Annotated in this window: 11 protein-coding genes and 10 pseudogenes; 6 read left to right on the forward strand and 15 right to left on the reverse strand. The window is 58.9% G+C overall.

Annotation, left to right across the window (positions count from 1 at the left end):
- Nucleotides 1–93: 93 nt before the first annotated feature.
- The 7 genes and pseudogenes from NKI29_RS32065 to NKI29_RS32095 form a co-directional block, all read right to left on the reverse strand.
- Nucleotides 94–1281: pseudogene (locus tag NKI29_RS32065) on the reverse strand (fumarate hydratase); the annotation flags it as partial.
- Nucleotides 1282–1292: 11 nt separating this feature from the next.
- The gene (locus NKI29_RS32070) at nt 1293–2723 is read right to left on the reverse strand and encodes an NAD-dependent succinate-semialdehyde dehydrogenase (protein WP_352798516.1); all 1431 of its coding nucleotides are present in this window, start codon (nt 2721–2723) and stop codon (nt 1293–1295) included.
- Between the two features lie 201 nt (nt 2724–2924).
- Nucleotides 2925–3851 (reverse strand): LysR family transcriptional regulator, encoded by a 927-nt coding sequence (locus NKI29_RS32075; RefSeq protein ID WP_352798532.1) that lies wholly within the window; start codon nt 3849–3851, stop codon nt 2925–2927.
- A 135-nt stretch (nt 3852–3986) separates the two neighbouring features.
- Complete coding sequence (locus NKI29_RS32080) at nt 3987–4889, reverse strand: HpcH/HpaI aldolase/citrate lyase family protein (RefSeq protein WP_352798517.1); 903 nt, start codon at nt 4887–4889, stop codon at nt 3987–3989.
- A gap of 133 nt (nt 4890–5022) precedes the next feature.
- Nucleotides 5023–6174, reverse strand: a complete 1152-nt coding sequence (locus NKI29_RS32085) for a CaiB/BaiF CoA transferase family protein (protein ID WP_352798518.1) — start codon at nt 6172–6174, stop codon at nt 5023–5025.
- On the reverse strand, nt 6164–7441 hold the full coding sequence (locus tag NKI29_RS32090) for a methylaspartate ammonia-lyase (protein WP_352798519.1): 1278 nt from the start codon (nt 7439–7441) through the stop codon (nt 6164–6166). Before NKI29_RS32090 ends, NKI29_RS32085 begins: the two co-directional genes overlap by 11 nt.
- Before the next feature lie 374 nt (nt 7442–7815).
- Nucleotides 7816–8817 (reverse strand): annotated as a pseudogene (locus NKI29_RS32095) (IS110 family RNA-guided transposase); the annotation flags it as partial.
- Nucleotides 8818–8922: 105 nt separating this feature from the next.
- On the opposite strand from NKI29_RS32095, the pseudogene NKI29_RS32100 reads away from it, so the two are divergent.
- Nucleotides 8923–9303, forward strand: a pseudogene (locus NKI29_RS32100) (IS110 family transposase); the annotation flags it as partial.
- Between the two features lie 202 nt (nt 9304–9505).
- Here the strand turns inward: NKI29_RS32100 and NKI29_RS32105 are convergent.
- Nucleotides 9506–10764 (reverse strand): annotated as a pseudogene (locus NKI29_RS32105) (IS701 family transposase); the annotation flags it as partial.
- 2 nt (nt 10765–10766) lie between these two features.
- Between NKI29_RS32105 and NKI29_RS32110 the strand changes: the two are divergent.
- Nucleotides 10767–11523 (forward strand): annotated as a pseudogene (locus tag NKI29_RS32110) (ISNCY family transposase); the annotation flags it as partial.
- Between the two features lie 64 nt (nt 11524–11587).
- On the opposite strand, the pseudogene NKI29_RS32115 reads toward NKI29_RS32110, so the two are convergent.
- Nucleotides 11588–11875, reverse strand: a pseudogene (locus tag NKI29_RS32115) (ATP-binding protein); the annotation flags it as partial.
- Between the two features lie 482 nt (nt 11876–12357).
- Here NKI29_RS32115 and NKI29_RS32120 point away from each other — a divergent pair.
- On the forward strand, nt 12358–12768 hold the full coding sequence (locus tag NKI29_RS32120) for a transposase (protein WP_352798522.1): 411 nt from the start codon (nt 12358–12360) through the stop codon (nt 12766–12768).
- Between the two features lie 72 nt (nt 12769–12840).
- A complete protein-coding gene (locus NKI29_RS32125; protein ID WP_352798534.1) occupies nt 12841–13020 on the forward strand; it encodes a transposase in 180 nt (59 codons plus the stop codon).
- 87 nt (nt 13021–13107) lie between these two features.
- On the opposite strand, the gene NKI29_RS32130 is transcribed toward NKI29_RS32125, so the two are convergent.
- Both NKI29_RS32130 and NKI29_RS32135 read right to left on the reverse strand, forming a co-directional pair.
- A complete protein-coding gene (locus tag NKI29_RS32130; protein WP_352798524.1) occupies nt 13108–13605 on the reverse strand; it encodes a hypothetical protein in 498 nt (165 codons plus the stop codon).
- Between the two features lie 335 nt (nt 13606–13940).
- Nucleotides 13941–14271 (reverse strand): annotated as a pseudogene (locus NKI29_RS32135) (antitoxin Xre/MbcA/ParS-like domain-containing protein); the annotation flags it as partial.
- Nucleotides 14272–14435: 164 nt separating this feature from the next.
- On the opposite strand from NKI29_RS32135, the pseudogene NKI29_RS32140 reads away from it, so the two are divergent.
- A pseudogene (locus tag NKI29_RS32140) lies at nt 14436–15071 on the forward strand (transposase).
- A gap of 176 nt (nt 15072–15247) precedes the next feature.
- Here the strand turns inward: NKI29_RS32140 and NKI29_RS32145 are convergent.
- The 4 genes and pseudogenes from NKI29_RS32145 to NKI29_RS32165 all read right to left on the reverse strand — a co-directional run bounded on the left by NKI29_RS32145 (nt 15248) and on the right by NKI29_RS32165 (nt 19570).
- Nucleotides 15248–16624, reverse strand: a complete 1377-nt coding sequence (locus NKI29_RS32145; RefSeq protein WP_352798526.1) for an amidohydrolase family protein — start codon at nt 16622–16624, stop codon at nt 15248–15250.
- Nucleotides 16625–16788: 164 nt separating this feature from the next.
- Nucleotides 16789–17230: pseudogene (locus tag NKI29_RS32150) on the reverse strand (IS5 family transposase); the annotation flags it as partial.
- A 328-nt stretch (nt 17231–17558) separates the two neighbouring features.
- The gene (locus NKI29_RS32160; RefSeq protein ID WP_352798528.1) at nt 17559–18800 is read right to left on the reverse strand and encodes an ATP-grasp domain-containing protein; all 1242 of its coding nucleotides are present in this window, start codon (nt 18798–18800) and stop codon (nt 17559–17561) included.
- Nucleotides 18801–19354: 554 nt separating this feature from the next.
- A complete protein-coding gene (locus NKI29_RS32165; protein ID WP_352798530.1) occupies nt 19355–19570 on the reverse strand; it encodes a hypothetical protein in 216 nt (71 codons plus the stop codon).
- Nucleotides 19571–19802: 232 nt separating this feature from the next.
- Between NKI29_RS32165 and NKI29_RS32170 the strand changes: the two are divergent.
- Nucleotides 19803–19940 (forward strand): annotated as a pseudogene (locus tag NKI29_RS32170) (ATP-binding protein); the annotation flags it as partial.
- Nucleotides 19941–20390 lie beyond the last annotated feature (450 nt).

Consider the following 20390-nt stretch of genomic DNA (forward strand, 5'->3'; position numbering starts at 1 on the left):
CGGGGCCCCCCGGTCGTTTTGCCCCACCTCCGAAATCCGCCCTGCCTGGGCTTTTTTTTTTACTTAAACCCCCCCACCCGGGGTGGGGGGGGGGGGCCCCGCGGCCCCCACGACCTCATCTCTTACTGCGCGGACCGGTCCGACGTAGTAGATTACGCGTCCCCGCAGATCGACCGGGAGCGGCTTGCCGGCATAGATCAGATCGATCATTCGCTGGTGGGCGGCGTCACGGCCCGTCAGCATCTTTCCGGACAAAAGAAGGGTTTCTCCGCAGCGCCACGATGCCGTCTCTTGCTTCGTGAGCGCATCGAGATTGACCCGACGGACACCGGTTGTGCGCAAATCCTCATGACCGATCTGGGGCCATCCGGAAAGGTCGGGCGGTTGGAGCTGTACCGGTCCTGTGCCGTCCAAGATAAACTTCAAGTGCCGGTTGGCGGCGCATTGCGGAATGAGCGCCACAGGCTTCGACGCCACATGGGTCGGATAGGTAGCAACTTTGACGTCAACGACCGTCGTCAGGCCGCCTAGTCCCTGAGCGCCGATGCCCAGCGCATTAATTCGTTCATAAAGCTCAACCCGCAGTGCCTCCTCCGCACTTGACGGCCCCCTGGCGATCAGTTCTGACATATCGATGGGCTCGTTCATGGCCTCCTTCGCCAGCAGCATCGCCTTTTCAGCGCTGCCACCGATGCCAACCGAGATCAGCCCGGGCGGGCACCATCCGCTGCCCAGCGTCGAAACGGTGTCGACGACCCAGTCGGCAACGGACGCGCTGGGGTTCAAGGTGGTGAAACGCGCCTTGTTTTCCGACCCGCCGCCTTTTGCGGCGATCGTGATCTCAATCTGGTTGCCGGGCACGAGGTCAATGTGGATGACCGCCGGCGTGTTGTCACGGGTGTTGACCCGCCCGGCGAGCGGATCGGCAACGATCGATGCCCGAAGGGGGTTGTCCGGGTCGAGATATGCTCGACGGACGCCCTCATTCACGACGTCAGCGAAACTGGCCGTTGATTTGACGCGGGCGTCCATGCCGACCTTTGCGAAGACCACGACGAGGCCGGTGTCCTGGCAGATCGGGCGCCGCCCGAAGGCCGCCATGCGAGAGTTCAGCAGAATCTGCCCGATGGCGTTCTTAGCCGCCGGGCTCTGTTCGCGCGCGTATGACTGCGAAAGGTACCGGATATAGTCGGGCGGATGGTAGTACGAGATGTACTGAAGGGCGTCGGCGACGCTCTCTGTTATATCCTTGCCGGCAATGGTCCGTGTTTTTTTATTCACGAAATCTCATCCTAATAGACCCCGAACCCGTTGACCAGTTTCAGGTTTTGGAAGCTCCGAAAACCTTCCTCGCCGCCTTCGTATCCATAGCCGCTCTGTTTGATGCCCCCATATGGCGCATCTGCGGAAACCCCTTTCAGGTAATTTACACTGAGGGCGCCTGCCGAAAGACCGCGAATCAGCGCCTGTTTCGCATCGGCGGCGCCGGTGAAGAAGTAGGCGGCAAGGCCATACTCGGTGGCGTTGGCTTCTTCGATCGCCTCCTCGACGGTGTCGAACGGCGCCACGGTGAGGATCGGCCCGAACGGCTCGTCATGAAGCACTTTCGCATCCTTTGGCACCCGTGTCAGGATGGTTGGTGGCCAGTAAAAACCGGGCTGGTCGAGGCGGATGCCCCCGGTTTCGATGCGGGCGCCGCGATCGACAGCATCCTGGATCAGACGCTGCATGGCCTCGATTCGCCGCACGTTTGCCATTGGCCCCATCTTCGTCGCCGGGTTGTCCGGCGGGCCGATCTTGATCTTGCGGGCGGCTTCCGTCATCCGAGATAGGAATTCCTCGTATAGGGTTCGCGCGACGAGGATTCTGCTGGGTGCGTTGCAACTCTGGCCAGCGCACTCGAACTTGTATTCCGTGATTGCCGGTATAGCTTTTGCCAAGTCGGCATCCTCACATACAACGACCGGGGAGTGCCCACCGAGTTCAAGAATGCACCGCTGCAAGTTATTCGCGGCAAGCTTGGCGAGCTGTTTTCCAACCTCGGTAGAGCCCGTGAAAGTTAGGACCTTAATGATCGGCGAGCTGAGGAGATGCCGGGATATTTGCACCGGAACGCCAAAGACGAGATTGACCACGCCGTCCGGAATACCCGCTTGTCGTAAGGCTTCGACGAAATGGACAGCCGCGCTTGGTGTCTCTTCAGCCCCTTTGAGGATCACCGGGCAGCCTGCCGCCAAAGCAGGGGCGAGCTTGCGGGCGATGAGAACGGCGGGATAGTTCCACGGCGTAAAGGCAGCAACGACGCCAAGGGGCTCGGGGACGATCATCCGGTTCGGGCCCATCGGAATCGCGGCCGACAGCTCCTCGGCGTACGTGCCGTTCCACTCCAGTGTTTCGACAGCGCGTGTGTACTCACCTGTCGCTTCGGCAATCGTCTTTCCCTGTTCGGCCGATAGGTCCCTCGCTGCCGTTTCAACTTTGGCTTCCAAGATCCGGGCGGCTGCTAAGAGAATCTCGCCACGATCTTTTGCAGGCCGTGAGGACCAGGCCTTGCGGCTGCGCTCTGCCGAAGCGAGGGCCTCATCCAGGTCCGATGCCATCGCCGAGGCCACCGAAGCAAACACCTTCTCCGTCGCCGGATTGATTACCTGCAGAGTGGATCCGTCACTTCCGGCTCGCCACCTGCCATTGATGAAAAGCTGATAGCTCGTAGCGTTGGACATCGCATGCTCCGCTTGACTGAATTCCTGCCAGTGCGAGACCAGCCGACATCCAGCCTAGGCTCGCTTCTCTGCAGTTTCATCGCGATGGTCACGCCCGGTCAAATATGGAATGTCGACCAAAACCATCTCGAATACAGATTGATACGGCTCAGGCAGTCGCGGAAGAGCAATAGCACCTGGAACTTGGTTTGAAGGATGTGCCTAAGCCCGGTCCGGAGCCGTGGCAGACCAGTGCCTGCCCTCGATCAATGTCCTGACGACCTTGGGGATCAGCTTGCGGACCGCAGAAACGGCTGGAGAGCGCTCATCTTTCGGGTTGACGGCAAGCACAACGGAACGGGTGATCACTGGATCAATGATTTTAACCGTCCGGACTTGGCCTTGAGACGCCTCTTTCTGAATGGCTGACGGGGTAAGAATAGAATACGCCTTTCCTTCCGTGACCATATTGATGATCGTAGAAAGGGAGTCGACTTCAAATCTTACGTCGAGCACACAACCGTGTTGCGCAACGACATCAGCCACCGAACGCCTGACATTGTTATTGCGCATCGGAACCGCCAGCGGAAACGCATGCAGGTCGGCGAGCGGTATCGAATCTTCGAAAGGCGGTTCACCCGGAGGCACCACCAGGCAAAACTCTTCGCGCGCCAGCACCGTCATTTGCCCCACGCTCTCCGCAGTGCGGTACAGGACTGCCAGATTGAAGCGGCTAGCAGCCATCCACTCCTCCAGCGGTCCAGTCATGCCCTCGATCATCTTAAGTGAGATCCTCGGCAATTCGCTTCTCATCGATTCAAGTAGGGGACCGCTAAGGACGCGAGCGGCTCCGGACGGAATGCCAATGGTCACCTCTCCGGAAGGAGCAGCCACCGAGTTTGTCAGTTCCGCCTCAGTGAGTTGAATTTCCTTCAGGATGTTCCGCGCGCGCTCAAGCAGCTTGTCTCCGGACGCCGTGACGCTGACACCGGTCCTGTCTCGAACGAGCAGCTGGGTGCCGAATCCTTCCTCCAGTTGACGCACATGCAGGCTTAGAGCGCTTTGAGCAACGTTGAGGGTCGCAGCTGCCTTCGTGAAACTGCCGGCTTCGACGACGCCGACAAAGTATCTTAACTGCCTGATGTCCACGATGACCAAATCCAACCAGGGCGTGTTCCCCAGTGCCTTCCCATCTATCTCGAAACCAGATGGCACGCAAGCAACAAAACTGTCAGATCATGATTCGAATACCAGCGCTTGTCCGACCGGTAATTAAATGCAAGGTCAGTTATTGCTTGCGAGAGCCAGGATCTCGTGCGCGCGCCGAACCACTGGCGGATCAATCATCTTACCGTTCAACGAAAATGCAGACAGTCCACGCGAAGCGGCATTGTTCTCCGCCGCGACGACATCGCGGGCCCACTCGACTTCCTGTGCGCTTGGCGAGAAAGCCTCATTGAATATGGCCACCTGTGTCGGATGGATCGCCAAGGCTCCGGCGAAGCCAAGGCGCCGCGCATGCGCCGCGACTTCACGAAGTTTATGAGTGTCCGAGAACTCGCCGATGCTTCCTATGAAGCCTAGCGGGAGCAAGCCGGCCGCGCGGGCGGCAAAAAGAACAGAAAGGTTCGGCGTCAAGAGAAGGTCGAATTCCGGGGCGCCGCCAACAGCGGCACTGAAGTCTTCAGGACCAAGCGCCATTGCGATCATCCTTGGATGCGCCGACGCAATGGCCGCGAGCCTTTGCAGGGCGCCCGGGGTCTCGATCTGGGCAAGGAAGCGGATGCGTCCCAGCGGAAGATTTCTTTCTCGTTCAAGGTCCGATACCGCATTCGCGATCTCAGATACCCACTCTGCCGAATCCGTCTTGGGAAGGACAAGTGCTTCAACCCCGGCCATCACGGCTGCATCCAGATCTGCCGCCAAGGCGCGCAAACCACGATTAACGCGGACCAAAACCGATTTGCCCTTCCGGCCCACCTTTGCGACGGATTCAGAAAGCTGCCGCCGTGCCCCGCCCTTCTGATCCTGGGGAACGGAGTCCTCGAGGTCGAGTATGACGCCATCTGCCCCGCGCTCATGGGCAGCCTCCACAAAGCGCGGAACGTGAGCGGGCACGAAGAGCAGGGATCTCCAGCGGGGTACAGATATCGCGCTTTCAACGGCAGCAATTGCGTCCTTGATCATGAAGTCGCCTCTGCGGCCGATTTTAGCGAGGGCGGTGCCAGTGAGCTTTCTGAGTGGCCGGCGTGCAGAGATGATGCGAGGTACACAGGCTCTTTGGAAGTCGCGAGCGCACTCACCTTAACCGGACGCGCGCTCACGCTGAGGCGGCTCTTTCGCGCAAACGCCCCAGAACCTCCTCCCGGACAGTCTCGGTATGAGTGCCAAGAGCGGGAACTGGGCGAAGCGAGGGGTGCTCGGAGTTGAAGATGACCGCCGGCGCTATCGTCTCGACGGTTCCTTCGGAAGTGCCAACCTGGACCCTGCGAATGTGTGGATGTTTTGAAACATCCGCCACTTCGTTCAGTCGGCCATATGCCAAGCCCGCCGCCTCGAGCTCGTGCATTGCTTCGTGGCAGGATAGTTCAGAAAAACGCAGTTCGATGATCTCATCAAGTTGCGCCCGGTGACCGAGACGCTCCATGTTGTCGGCAAAACCAGGTGCGCGTGTAAGCCCCGGCTGCTTCAGGAACTTTTCGCAAAAATTCACCCATTCACGGTCATTCTGAACCGAAAAGATGACCTCTTTGCCGTCGGCGCAACGATAGGCGCCATATGGCGCCAGCGACGGGTGTTTCACGCCGGCGCGTACCGTGTGATAGCCGCTGTAGTCGTTTTGCAGAACAGGCACGCTCATCCAGTCGGCGACGGCATCGAACAGTGACACCTGGATGCTTGTCCCTTCGCCGGTGACCTCGCGGTGATACAGCGCCTGAAGAATGGCGCTATGCGCTGTCATGCCCGCTGAGATGTCGCAAACCGAGACCCCTACACGCGCGGGCCCTTGTTGGTTGCCGGTGATCGCGCATAGACCGGTTTCAGCCTGGACGATAAGATCATAAGCCTTCAAATGGGAATACGGCCCTGTCTGCCCGAAGCCAGAGATGTCGCAGGTGATCAGCCGCGGATATCGTCGACGGAGATCAGCAGACGCGAAACCCAGTTTTTCGATACTGCCCGGCTTAAGATTCTGGATAAAGACGTCGGCATCGGCAATGAGCGTGTCGAGGACCTCGCGGTCCGCCTCCAACCTCAGGTCTAGACAGACCGACTCTTTACCCCGATTGAGCCAGACGAAGTAAGCGCTCTGCCCTCGAACCAACTTGTCATAGCTTCGGGCAAAGTCCCCTTCCGGCCGTTCGATCTTGATTACCCGGGCGCCGGCATCCGCAAGGCGAGACGACGCATAAGGCGCGGCCACGGCCTGCTCAACCGCAATAACTGTGATCCCCTGAAGGCTATTCTGCATTGGTGACACACCGCGCTTTTCGCCCAACATTTTCAGTTGCTCGACGGTTCAGGATCGCGAGCAACCGGTTCTGTTCGTTCCCAACGATGGAAAATCCCTCGTCGACGCCCATTCCGGGCTTCGCGAGCATCATGTCGGCTTGGGTTGCCACCGAGACGTGGACAGAAGCTTGAGCCGAGAGATCCGTTTCGGTACAGCTTCCCCCGACATATGCTCCAACCTTGTTCGCCTTGCAAATGAGAACGGCGCGCGCCGTATCGGCAATTGAGCCGACATCGGGGGTCTTGATTTGGACAAGATGGGCGGCCTTCGCTTCGGCAAAGAGCCGGATATCCCCAAGCGTATTGCACCTCTCGTCTACGACAATGCGCGCATTGGAGCCTCGGGCGTCCAAAATCGATACGATCTCGGCGTAGTTCTCAATTTGAGCTTGCGTCGAACCAAAATCGGCAGGGAACTCGATGTTGAGGGTAAAACCCGGTACGCTCTCGGCAACCTTGCAGATAAAGTCGGCAATACTTTGCGGCGCCAGCCCGATTTCCTGGCCGATCCAGCCATAAACATCGAAGTGCAGCACCGGTTGATACCCCGGATGGCCGAGTTCGCGCGTACGCATTGAAACCCATCTCACGAACTCCATGAAGGTCTGGCCATCAGTGCCGAATTTCTGCCGTGAGTTGATCAGGCCGTGGGGAAGGACGTCCACGGCTTTCAGGATCATCTTGTCGACGTTGATTTCGCGAGCGTCGCCACTTTGGCAATAAATTGGCACACTGTGCGTCGGCAGCGGCAGATCAAATTCGCTGCATATGATTTCCGCCATCGTCATACGTCGAAGATGAGCCGCTGCGCGAAGCAGCGCCTGACTGACGCCGTACTCAAGTGCGAGGGGTAGCCGCTCGTGTTGGAATGGCTCGAAAACCTTCGCGCAGGCATCAAGGTAAAGAGAGGCATCGACATCGAGAAGCCGCGGCACCACAACCTGCGACGTCAGATCCGAGATTTCTTTGATGTCAAACAGAGGATCGCGTCCGCCAGCACCAGAGTACTGGACGCTCATCATGTCGCCCCAGACAACCTTGTCGTCGGCAAGGACCAGTCCGACGCTAAGCGAAGACGCTGGAACACGAACGACTGTGAACCCAGGCGTTTTCGGTGCGCCGACATAGATGAAGCCATCCTGGATTGCGCCGGACCGAATGGCGTCCTGATCATCATAGAAAAATGCGCCGTTGCCAGGCGCCAGCAGGATATCTTTGATCTGCACTTCGTTTTGCTCGATTTATCGGACGGCGTTCACGGGGATGCAGTTCGATCCGCTGCCCGCTACTTATGCGCCACTGGGCGTTGAGTACGCCAATATAATGTCCCGGGCGGTACCATCGCGTTTTAAGATGGCCAGCGCCTGCCCAAGGAAACCGTTGTCGACCTAACGCATCTATGCGAAGACTAGCCTAAGCCTAGATGCCGTAATGGGCCGGCGCTCCTCGCATAGCCAGGAAGGCGGCTGTGCCTCAGAGTGATGATGTTGAACGGGGTCCGATTGTATCGGCCCCAAGCATCAAGCGAGGGCAACCATGGACTATTATGCAGGAATTGATGCGTCGCTGGAACTCTTATGTTCAAATGCAAGCGGCATGGATAGCGAGAGCAGAGGCGGAGCTGACCTTTCCACGCTATTTCGCGAACGGTTCTCGGCAGGCCTTCCAACAGCGCTTGCTTGGTTCGACTTACCCGCGCAGGGAAGCGGTAAGCCCATGCGCCTTCGACCAGCATGCGACGGGCCCGAGAGTTCCCGGCCTTAGTGATCCCACCACGTTTGACATGTTCACCTGTCGAGCTCTCTGACGGAACGAGGCCAAGAAAGGCTATCAGCTGGCGGGGGTTTTCGAAGCGGCGGATGTCGCCAATTTCGGCAACAAAGACGACGGCGGCAATCAACGACACGCCTCGTAACGCCTGATAGGCTTCGACCACAGGAGCCATCGTCCAGGATTTGACAGTCTCCGAGATCAGATCGGTCAGACGCTTTAAGCGCACCTCGGCATCCTCGATCGCCTGGCAGTATTCCTTGAACACGATGAAGTGCGCCGGATGCTCGAACTTCAGAGTCGATATCCACCGCATATGCGCCAGCGACCAGGATGAGCGGCCCGTATAGATGTGGCTATGTCGAAGTAGGAACGACTGAAGCTGCTGACGCGCCCGCTTTTGAGCCTCCTGGGCTGCTTCTCGGGCCCGCACGAGATCGCGCATAGCCTCATGCCCGCGGTCCGGCACCCAAACCGCTGTCAGCTCACCTGCACGATGTAGCCTTGCCAGGCTGACCGCGTCGCGCCGGTTCGTCTTCACCCGATCACCAGGGCGCTTTGGTATCAGGGACGGTGCGACCACCACGCAGTCGTGACCCATCCCGGTGAGCTGACGGTAAAGCTCGTAACCTGTCGGTCCGGCCTCATAGCAGAAGTGGAGGACAGCTCCGCGCTTCGCCAATTTTTCCACGATGTTCGTCACCGAGTTCGGATCCGAAGCTACGTCCCCATAAAATCTTACTTCACCGCCCCGCTCACCGTCAGCGACGGCTACAGAAATCTTCAATTTCGAAACGTCCAAACCGACAAAAAGCCTGTTATGCTGATCCATGGTTCATCCTCGCTAAGCTTGGGGCTCGGCTTCGGCCATTCCGAAGCAACCCCCGATCTCAGCTTACGGCGAGGGTGAGCCGCCTTCACCCCAAGAACATACGGTCTGAGCAGCGTTTGCGTGGTGGATTCATCGGGCAAGATCGTGCGCGAGACGAAGGTGGCGAGCGAGCCAGAGGCACTGTTGCAGCATTTTGCCGATCTGGGATTGCCCGTCATCCGCGTTGGCCTTGAGGCGGGCCCGCTGTCGGCGATGCCGGTGAAGACGGATCGCAAAGATGCTCGCGGGATCGCGCAGTTGCTGCGCATGGGCTGGTACCGTCCTGTGCACGCCAAGTCCGCGGATGCCCAGGAGGTGCGGGCACTGCTCGTCGGCCGCAAGCTGTTGCAGGCCAAGTTGCTCGACGTCGAGCTCAGCATACGCGGAATCCTACGCGGTTACGGGCTCAAAGTTGGCGAGGTGAGCCGGGGGCGTTTGCTGGGACGAGGGCTTGGCAAAGGTCGGGAGTAGTGCTGTGAACCTTCGGCAAATCACGCGTCCTACATCGACCTGCCGGCTTAAGGATCTGATGGCATGATGTGGCAGTCTTCGTGCTGACCACGGACAGAAGCATGATCCCAGCGGCGTGATGATCACTCGAAGGGACTTGACGAGTAAGGGCCCATTACAGAAGCACTACTTTGGCAATTTAGGTTCGGCGGTTGTGCGAGGAGCATCTCACAATGAAGGCATCGTAGGAGCGGCGGCCGTGCGAAGATGTTGACGATCGCTTGCCTGATGGCCGGCATGGTCGGTTGCGGAGGCGGTCCTGCAACCCTTTTTTCCGTCCCGCTGCTTTGAGGCGGCAGGATTGGAGAAAAGGCATAGGCGATCATCGGCATCAAGGCGTGTCGGTGGAAGCCCGTCCAGGATCTACCTTCGAAGTGGTCGAGACCGAGTTCCTCCTTAAGCTGCTGGTGCGCCTGTTCACAGACCATCTGGCTCTGATCGTGGCGGCGAGCGTGTTCATGGTACCATCGGCCGCCAGGTTCGACACATAATATTTCTGCTCTCCAGTCGACCGCCGCTCGCCATCGAGCCAGACCTCCTCGCCAGGCATGTACTGCATGCGATCATCGAGCATCCGGTGCTTATGGCCATCCGCAACACGGACACGGCGGGCCGCGAAAAGGCAGGACAGCCGACCTTTGGTACCCCGCCGACAGCTGACCTTTGCCATTTCTCATCGGCCAACATCGCCTCGGCGGAGACTGGGGGCCTGTCCTGGATGTGGTACTGCGGCGCCTCCCGGTTTTCGCGACGGGGAAGACCAGTGCGACGTCGGCCGGGTAGACGTTCTGGCGCCGCGACAGGCCCACCGCCCACAGCAGACCGCGCTCGCTCAAAGCCTGAAAGGCCCGCTTGATCCGTATCCTGAATCGGCCAGCACACAGCCGAAACGCGCGCCAGAGGCAATGACACGGTCGATCTCTTCAATGGCGATCTCCGGCTTGGGCAGGGCGATCTGTCGATCCTTCGGGACACTCGCCCGTGCCATGCGCCTGGGAACGTCCGTCCAGATCTCGGGCAGGAATAGCCGCAGACCCACCGTCAACGGCACCTCGCGCGATGCCAGCGTCACCGAGACCAACGACTGACAGTTGGCCGTCTTCCCAAGCGAGGAGGCGTATTGTGGCGCAACGCCAACCGAGTGACATCCCTTCTTCGCCAGCGCGGTATCGTCGACAATCAGCCAGGTATCCTCGCTCCTCAACCATTTTGTCCGCTTCGGCCAGCAGCACCGCTTCGAGCGGCGCGGCGTCCCAGACTCCGCTGCTGATGAAATGATGAAGCTCGTCGTAGTTCACGCCGCGTCACGCGTCGCCATGGGCTGCACACTCTCGCGGTCCCTGGACCGATCAGGCCAGCGATATAGGCCGGAAACATCCGTCGCCGCGTCCTGTGACCCCAAAGCCGCGCTGCAAAAGACGATCAGCGCGATCCGGCCCGAGACCTGGGAACAGATCAACCGGATCCTGCTTGGGCGCTCGGCAGGTGAAGCTCGAAGACGGCGCGGTCGTGCGGCTGGACAGCACCGTGACCTCGGCGCTCATGCACGAGCCGAGCGACAGCAGCCTGTTGTGGGATGCCGTGCGGGTCATGGTGCGTCTGCTGAAGCGAGTTGACCCCTTGATTGGTGGCGCGGGCCTGGACTGGCGCGATCATTGCCGCGCGGCCAAGGAGCGGGCCCGCAAAATTCAGTTCACGCACGGTCGACCCAATGGGTCCAACTCTACTGCGAGCTGATCGCGATGATCTGGAGCAGGCGAGCGCATGCCTTGCCAGTGCTCCCGATCCGTTCGTCGACCTGTGGCAAAGCCAAATCCGGCACTATCGGCCGCTGATGGAACGCATCATCAGACAGATCATCAGACAGAGTGAGCGGCGCGTGTTGGCCGGCGAGCCGGCGCCGGCCAGCGAGAAGTTGGTCAACCTGTTCGAACCGCATGCCGACATCATCGTCAAAGGCAGCCGCGACACCGAGTACGGCCACAAACTAAACCTGACCACCGGCAGGAGCGACATGATCCTCGATCTGGTGATCGAAACCGGCAACCCGGCCGACAGCGACCGCTTGCTCCCGATGCTGGCGCGCACGTCGCCTTCTATGGCCAAGCGCCGCGGCAAGCGACTGCCGGTGGTGGTTTCGCCACGCGCGACAACCTCCGCAGAGAATCTTTTTTACTCCGCTGTTACAGCGTCCACGGTTTTGAGCCCAATGCATGACCCCGGCGACCTGCAGCTTCTGCACGAGATCGGCGGTCCGAGTGAACAACACACGTCTTTCCACCGCCGGGCGGGCCAAACAATAGAATATTGGCGCCCTTTTCGAGCCAGATATCGCCGGCGGTCATGGCCATGACCTGAGCCTTGGAGACTAAGGCTACGGCATCGAAGGCGAAGCTGTCGAGCGTCTTTCCCTGGGCAGATGCGCTTCGTCCAAATGACGTTCGATCCGGCGCCGATCACGTTCGGCCAATTCATGTTCGGCAATGGCCGGCGCCGGCCATCCTTCCCTGCTCGGCGATCTGCTCCGGAGTGATCGCCAGATATGGCGACATTGTCCGTGTATGAGTGCGTTGTCGGTGTTGAACTGCGCTGGTCACAGCACACGTTATGGTGCTTTGCGTCCAGCGGACATGTAAATACTCCAGTAGCATATATAGTCTACTCGGGATGCGCCCCACCGAGCGAGTGATTACCGTCATTTCGGACACCAAAGATTTATGAAGGCGGGCCGAGGTGTTGTGCCCCGAAGCAGAATTGACCTCGCGTGCTTAGAGGCTGTTTTGAAAATCGGCTTGCTGGGGGTTCCGCCTGAGGCTGGGTTATGATTCAAGCTTTGGATGTGGACAGAGCAGAGCCGTGGCCGGATGGCCCAGATCGCCAAGAGACCAAGCGCTACCCGTCTGATTTGACCGACGAGGAGTGGGAGCAGTTCGCGCCGCTGATGCCCAAGCTGGGCGGCGTGGGCGTCCGTGCGAGGTTGATTTCCGCGAGGTGATCAATGCGGTGCGCTACCTGGTTCGTTCGGGGTGTCGGCTGCGGATGCTGCGATTCATTTCGGCCCTGGCAGACGGTCTATGGCTGGTTTCGCGAGCTGGTGCGGCGGTTTCTTTTCCAGACCATCCACGACATGGCGCTGATGCTGGACCGCGAGCGGGCCGGGCGGGAGGCGAGCCCTTCGGCGCGGTGATCGATAGCCAGTCGGTCAAGGCTCCGCAAGCAAGAACAAGGGGTTACGACGCCGGCAAGAAGATTGTCGGCCGCAAGCGCCATATCGCCGTCGATACGGATGGGCGGCTGTTGATGGTCAACTTGACGCCGGCCGATTCTCCGACAGCGCCGGCGCTCAGACGATTTGGATGGTATCCGCAAGCGCTGGCCCTGGGTGAAGCATCTGTTCGCTGATGGCGCCTACGATCGGCTGAAGCTCATGGACAAGGCCGCCTATCTGGACTTCGTGATAGAGATCATCCGCGGATCCGACGACCAGAGGGTTTCGAAGTCTTGCCCCGCCGCTGGGTTGTCGAGCGCACGTTCGGTTGGATGACAAGATGGCGCCGCCTCGTGCGCGACTACGAGAAGCGCATGGACGTCTCTCACGCCATGATCCTTTTCGCTATGGGCGGCAATCTCATCCGCAGAAACGCTCATCCCTGAATTCAAAACAGAGAGGACTCTTAGGTCGCTATTCGCCGTACCGGCGCTCCAGCGCGATGGCAATTCGCTCGCAAAGCAATTCTGAGGTCACGTTGTGAGGTGGAGACGAAGGCGAACTCCGTGTGTATCGACTAGGGTAGTGACAATACCGAGATCAGAGTACTCGGCGAGGTCGAGAACATCGTTGATGATGAAGTCTGGTATTTCGCGCTTAGGGCGCTCATCCACCGGGTTCTCCTCCCAAATTGGTGGCTTTCCAGGCAGGCCGAGCCTATTTCGCTGGAATTCGGCGTAGCTCTCGGCAACGGCTTGAGCGTTGAATAGATGCCGAGTTACTTTGCCATTTTCGACGACCTGCACACTCCATTGGCCGTCGACATTTTTCAATCGGACGTCATTCGGTTCTCCGGTAACGACGTACTCAGCTGGTTCCGGCTCGGCGACGGTGACGGCAGCGGCCGCGCGTGCGCCGGTTACCGCGGCCAAGGCGGCAGCGGAGCCGAGAAGAAGGCTCTTGATGTTCATTTTGATCTCCAGTCGAAAGATTAAAAGGGCCAGGGCATCTTCTTTGCTGAAAGACAGCATCCCTCCCCATTCCCCACGGTCGAAAAAGATGCGCGTCGCGCTGCGTCCTCGCGGTTTGACGCTATCCGCAATATTGAATAATGGAAGATATACGGGGCACGAAGCAGATATATATAACAAATAGTTGCGACTATGTCACGGAAGCCGCATACATATTGTGCAAATCGTTAAAACTATCCGGAAAACACAAGCTGGACATTTCGCGGACGATATTGCAAGGTGCATTGCGCAGTGCGTAGTGGCGCGCGACCCTCAGTAGGGCGTTCACAGGCTCACAACGGGACCAACCGATTGCCGCGGTGCACTGATTTGCAGTTGGTTTCGTCAGCTGGACTTCATGTCGAGGAAAAGTCTCGTGCAGCCCAGATGACTTCTGCAGCCAGATCTTGCCGGAGCATCTCTATGGGAATTCGGCCATCAAGTTGAGGTGAAGGGGAGGTCAGCCAAAGCCATGTCTGGGATTCAAGGAAAGCACTTGTCGTAGCCCCGGCGCAGGCCTGCCATCGATGAACTGAGCCAAGGGAAACACATGCTTGCGCACGCCCTTCCGCATGCGACCACGTCGTTGTGCCGTTGCCACCAATGCAATGTCGACCGCGGTATGCCGAAGTGTTCTTTCAGATAGGTTGGCCCAGCAACCTGACCCGCCCAGTCTTCAATGCGCAGGCAATCGCTTTGCTGATCTCGCGCTTTTAGGACTGCGCATCCATGCGCGCCTCGTCCTGGCGAGGTTCATTTCCAAAATCAAATGATTTTGTCATGTGTGGCTCCCCTGCCGCGTAAGAGTCCGGTTGATCGCCTGCGCGATCGAGTTGTGATTATGGGCTATGTTGTGGACACAAGAGAGACCAGGCCGGATGGCCCGAATCGAGCGGAAAACGAAGCGTAATCCGACCGATCTCGCCAATGAGGAATGGGAGCGGATTGCAATTGCTGCCGAAACCAGCCGAGCGAGGCCGTAGGCAGAGGGTTGACCTGCGCGAGGTTCTCAACGCGATCCGCTAAGTGACGCGCACGGGCGGCGGCTGGCGTATGCTCCCGCCCTGGCAGACGGTTTACTGCTGGTTCCGGCGCAAGCGCCACACCGCGGTCGACACTGATGGGCGGCTGCTGATGGTCAATCTCAGGTCGGCCGACATATCTGACAGCGCCGGCGCAAAATGATCCTCGACGCCATTCGCAAGCGCTGGCCATGGATCAAGCATCTTTTCGCCGACGGCGCCTACCACCGTAGGCAATTGCTGGACATGGCCGTTTTCCTCGATTTCGTCATCGAAGTGGTGCGCCGTATCGATACCGAGGCCGGCTTCAAGGTGCTGCTCAGGCGTTGGATCGTCGAAAGAACGTTCGGCTGGCTCGTACGCTGGCGCCGCCTCGTGCGCGACTACGAACGACGCTTCGACGTCTCCGAAGCCATGGCCCACGTCGCCGTGGGCAGTCTTTTGATGCGCAGAATCAGCGATTGAACCAATTCCCAAACGGACTCTTAGGGGAGATCAAAGACGCATTGGCCGTCCCCGACCAATGCGGCGCTCGTCATCTTGCGCACGCAAAGCCCCTTGAAAGATCCATTTTTTGCAATACTGAAGCAAGCGTTGTTGCAATACGAACGTGCCAAGGAGGTGGACTGAGAGCTGACACGCTAGAGGCCTTTCCCGGCGGCTCGCTCCAAGAGTCGGCGCCGTTGCGCCAGTGCGTCATGCAGAACCTCGGCCTGATCGATCTTGGTCAGGCGCCCGCCTTTCATAACGACCTGGCCGTCGATCATCACCAGATCGACCGGGATGTGCGACGACGAGAGTGCGAGCAATCCCCCGACCTGCTCCAGGGCAGTATGCGTAATGTCCTCCGCCGCCCGCACCACGATATCCGCGCGCTTGCCGACGGAAAGCGTTCCCAACTCGTCGCCAAAACCGATATTACGCGCAGCATTCGCTGTCTGCATGTAAAACGGGTCAGCGTCATCCAATCGCCGGCCAGATGTCGACGACAGCAGCAGGCTTACCATGCCCGCGGTTCCAAGCGGATGATACATCGTGGTGTCGATGCCAAGAGAAACGCTTACGCCGTCATCGATCAGCTTCGGCAGCCGGCAGGGATCGGCCTGATGCACCGCCCAGTGCAGTGCATTGTTCGGACACCACGTGATCCCAGGTCGGTGTTCAACGACGAGTTCAGCATCCACGTCGCTAATCACGTTCATGTGGCTGAGCGTAGTTCCCTCGCTGAGCGCGCCAAGTCGGTGGAGCCGCTGGACGCCTGAGATGCCGTACTTATTGGTTTCGAATTCCTGCCACTGGCGCAGGAAACCCTGGTGCTGATTGAAAATGACCCCAGCTTCTCGTGCTAGGTCGCTCGCCTCACGCGTCAGCAAATCCGTGGCCGAGCATTCACCGTAGAGACAGACGTAGCCGGTCACAAGCGCGTCCTTGTCGGCATTCCTTGTCAACTCACGCTCGAGACGTCGGATGACGGTGCCTCTATCCGCCGGCGCTCGCTCCATCATCCGCTTAGTGATCATGGCCGGCGCGACACTCTCAAAGATGCTTACATCGTCCCAGCCAAACGGCGCCGAGACCATTCCGCGCATCCCTATCCGCTGCAACGCAGACGCGAATGCATCGGTCTCGAACACCGTTCCCGCTTCCATGAAACACGTGTATCCTCTGCGCAGCAAGGCGACAGCCGCCGCCGCAACCAGCGCGTTCGTTGATTCATCGTCAGTCGCAGTCCAAAGTCCAATACGCGAAGCCTCATCGATCGAGACGGGAAGACTATGCAACGCGATGGAGGTTGCGTGGACGTGTGTATCGATCATACCCGGGTGAACGACCGCGCCTCGAACGTCGACCACATTCCGTGACGCGTAGCGCGTCGCAATTGAAGGCGTATCGCCTATCGCCACGATGCGATTGCCATCCACCGCGATTGCCCCATGGTTGATATAGGGAGATGCGCGGTCGCCGGTGAAAATCTCACCATTGACGATTATGTGGTCGACCTGCTGCTTAATTGCCATCGCCTGGAGTCCTTTTGGCTTGTTCGTCGGCACCGCATCCGCCGGAGGGCGTCAAAGGTTGGCAAGTTGCGCCCGGAAACTGCTAGCAGAGTCAACTGGCGCTAACTCGATTTGAATAGGCCATTCGCGTTATTCGCGGCTGCTCTTCCTTATGTGTAAGTTGCTTGGAACAGTGTAGCGGCTGCTGCCCCGTCATGTGCCTGCCCTGCAGTCCGGACGAGATCGACCGATCGGCCTTCGGCATCACGAGCGCGTGGATCTTGGTGGTGAGCCCGCCGCGGAACGTCCCATGCAGCCATCGTCATTGCCCCCTTGTTGCCGTGGCCGCATGTTGATGAACGCGGACACAGGACGAGTCGATCATGATGATCTCGCCGTCGAAAGCCTTGGAAACCGCAGCGAGCAGCCGATCCCAGACCCCGGCTTTGCTCGTACGAACCGGTTGTAGCATGTGGTGTAGGGACCATATCGATCCGGCACATCCGCCCAGGGCGATCCGGTCCGGAAACGCCAAAGAATGCCGTTGAGAACCTTGCGGTCGTCAACAATGGCGAAATGGCCGGCAGCCCCTCGCGGCAGAGGATACGCCAGCAAAGAGCCGATCAAGCCGATGCCGACCAAGGCGATCTTTTCAAACAGGGGTTCGACATGACTAGTCTTAGTCTAGCTTCAGGAACTCGGTGAGGCGGCGACTACGCCACGATTGGCTTTTTCGGTTCCCACCGTGATCCGCAGCGCATTAGGACAACCGTAGCCTGCACGCGCCGCAGAATATTGCCGCGCGCCGTGTGATCGTGGACCGCTTGCGGGCATGCGGCTTGGTCTTGCCCAGGCTGACGATCCCATCAACTAAGCTCGTCCCTCTCCTGCTCCCGATCGCACCAATGTTCGGCGACATTGTCCCTTACCAGGCCGCATGCGACGGTGCGGGGAATTAAGGGACCGAAGATCGTTCCTGTGCGGCCGAGGCCGGAAATGGTGTGATCGACCAATTGATCAACTCGACAGCACGCTGAAGTATCGCCTCGGCCCGAGCACGGTCGGGTGAAGCGGCGAATACATATCCGATGCAGTCTCGGTAATCGCCTTTCCTGATGATCGGCGTCTTGGGTTCAACATATAGTTTGACCTCGGCGACACCTGGTACTGCAGCCGCCCGACTTCCGCCATCGATCCAATCGAGGGTGCCATCGCGATCAGCGACTAGGTACCGTGCGGTCGCAGTGTGCGAATGGATTCTGCGTAAATCCCATTCCTCGCCGATGATAAGCTTGATGTGCTCGGCGGCGAGATCGACACCGTGAGCCAGCTGAACCAATTGAGCATCGCCAGCAAGACGCGGGTTGACTTCAATGACGACTGGGCCACGCTTCGTCCACCGGAAATCAATGCAGGTTGGCCCCCAGCCAAGGCCGAGAGCTCGCAAACAGCTTAGCGAAACTTCGGAGATATGCTGATGCTCCTCATCAGTCAGCAGGGCCGGCAAGATCGTTCCACGAAAGACGAAATGCGGTGGGGGTTCGAAATCAGCGGCCTCAATCCCAATCACGTTGTTTCCCATTATATGAGCCAAATAATGGGGGCCTTGTGCGAATTCTTCGACCAGTATCCTCGGCGAAGACCGCCATATGTGCTTCCCGCCCAACAGATAGGTCGTATGTTCGGCTAACTCATCGACGTTGCGGCACAATCGGACACCGCTGCTGCCGATGCCTACGGCAGGTTTAAGAACCACCGGAAGCCCGATCTCCGCGGCGGAGCTTTCTACGTCCGTGGCATTCGCCGCCAAACTATAAGCAGGTATTGGAACGCCGGCCTCCGCGAGGAGCTGACGTTGAACGAATTTATCGCAGCATCGTTCAACGGATTCAGGGTTCGGCCCCGGTAGGTCGAAATACCGGCAGAGCTTGCCAGCTGTCGCATAGAACGACTCCTGGGCGCTGGTAATGCCAGCAATGTCATAGGTCGCACGCAGCCGGGAACATTCGCCGATCAGCGCATCGAGATTGTCTGTATCGACATGGATTGCCTCAAGCCTTTCCGCCGCAAGATAGTCGTACTGAGTTGGATCAGCCGACAGGGTAATTGGATGAAGACCAAGACGCTGGGCCGCTTGGACGTATAGCAGACCATTGCTCCTTGTGCCTTCAAGCAGGATGAGCGCTCTTCTTGCCATTGCTGTATATCTCCGACGTTGCGTATTGTGCGGCGGTCCGAAGTTAGATGGGCATCCACTTTTCAGCTGTGCCCCCCTCAGACTATGCGGTGAAGGGTACCATTGCCGGCGAGTTGCGCTTGCGAAATTCTGTGAATTTATTTGTAGGATTTGTTGCAACATTTTTTGGTTGCCGGCGCTGTGGCACGCTGCATCTTGAGGAATTTTGGAGGGCTGCGATGTTCAAGGGACGTCATTTGATCAGTCAGTGGTCCTGCGGTATCAAGCGAAGTTAGGGGGGTCAAATCCTCACTCCGCTTGAGACATCGTTATTGCGAGATCCGGTTTAGCGTGCGGCTGTGAGCGGTTGATCATGGTCATCCAAAACACCCGCCAAGCCAGGATGCAGAAGACAGCAATGAGCTTCACGAGGCGCTCGGCAGTTCGCAGCCGTGCCGCTTTCGGCTTTGCAACCGGATTTCAGGATCTTGTGGAAGGTCTCGATCTTCCAGCGCATGGCCTACCAGTCGAGCTTCTCGATGGCGTCGTCGTGGGCATGCACGGGCATGTGGTGGTCAGCTTCCAGTCGATTCTTGGCCGATGCTTTGGTTCCTCACGCTCCTGGGCGTACAGCACCGTGAGGTCGAGCGCGGATAGCGCTTCTGCTTGCAGATCGGCGGCAGGACATGGATGTGGCGGTATTTGATCTCGACCGCGACAGCCTCAGGCTTGCCCTTGGCATCGCGAAGCTCGACCTCATGCAGCCCGCTGATCTCTTCCTCGTTCAGCATGAATCTATCCGGCCTGTCGCTGGAGCGAACATGCTCCTGGGCTTGATGGAAATCCGCTGCCTCGGGCCTCATAACATGCTCGGTCGCAAGGACCTTGTCGTAGATCAGGCTTCGAAGTTGCGGTCCGTGCCGTTGTGCCATCAGTATCCAACTCGCTCTGCGTCGCCGAGTGGCGATCCGTGATGCCGCAGGTCAGGCGGCGGCGTGACCCTCTTTACGCGTCAGCAGCGCCCGGGCACAGGGCCGGTCCGGCCAGATCGCCAACCGCTTGGCCCATTCCGATCTCGTCATCCTCGATGAGCTTGGCTATCTGCCGTTCAGTGCGTCAGGCGGTGCACTGCTCTTCCATCTGCTCAGCAAGCTCTACGAGCACAACGCTCGTCCGCTGAATCACGCATGATTCATGCCCCGCAAGAGATGTGGGTTCTCTGATCGCGGAGCTGACTGCAAGTTCCTTTTTTGCCTTATCCAATTTCCTGCCGGCTCTGTGGTTCTCTTCGCCGTTAACGCTGGCTCGCCGCATGTTAGCGTTCAGGACGTGGTGCCTCAATGTAATCGACGCAGTACCTCAAGTTAGGGCTGCCTCGCCATCTACGAGATCACCGACGCCATCGTCCCGGCAGGGACATATCACCGCCGAAGGGCGGATCTTGCTTAATGCTTAGCTGGTGATTGCGCGGTCGCCTCCTCCTTCGACCAGCGGAATTCGCTGCCCTCGCCGGTTGGATGGCGTAGCTCCTCCAAGTAAGCTCGCTGCGGCGGGGCGATGATGAACGGGTCGCCGGGAGACGCACCTTGGAAGATATCGAGAGCTGCAGCC

The organism is Mesorhizobium sp. M0678, assembly GCF_040320505.1.
Taxonomy (GTDB): Bacteria; Pseudomonadota; Alphaproteobacteria; order Rhizobiales; family Rhizobiaceae; genus Mesorhizobium.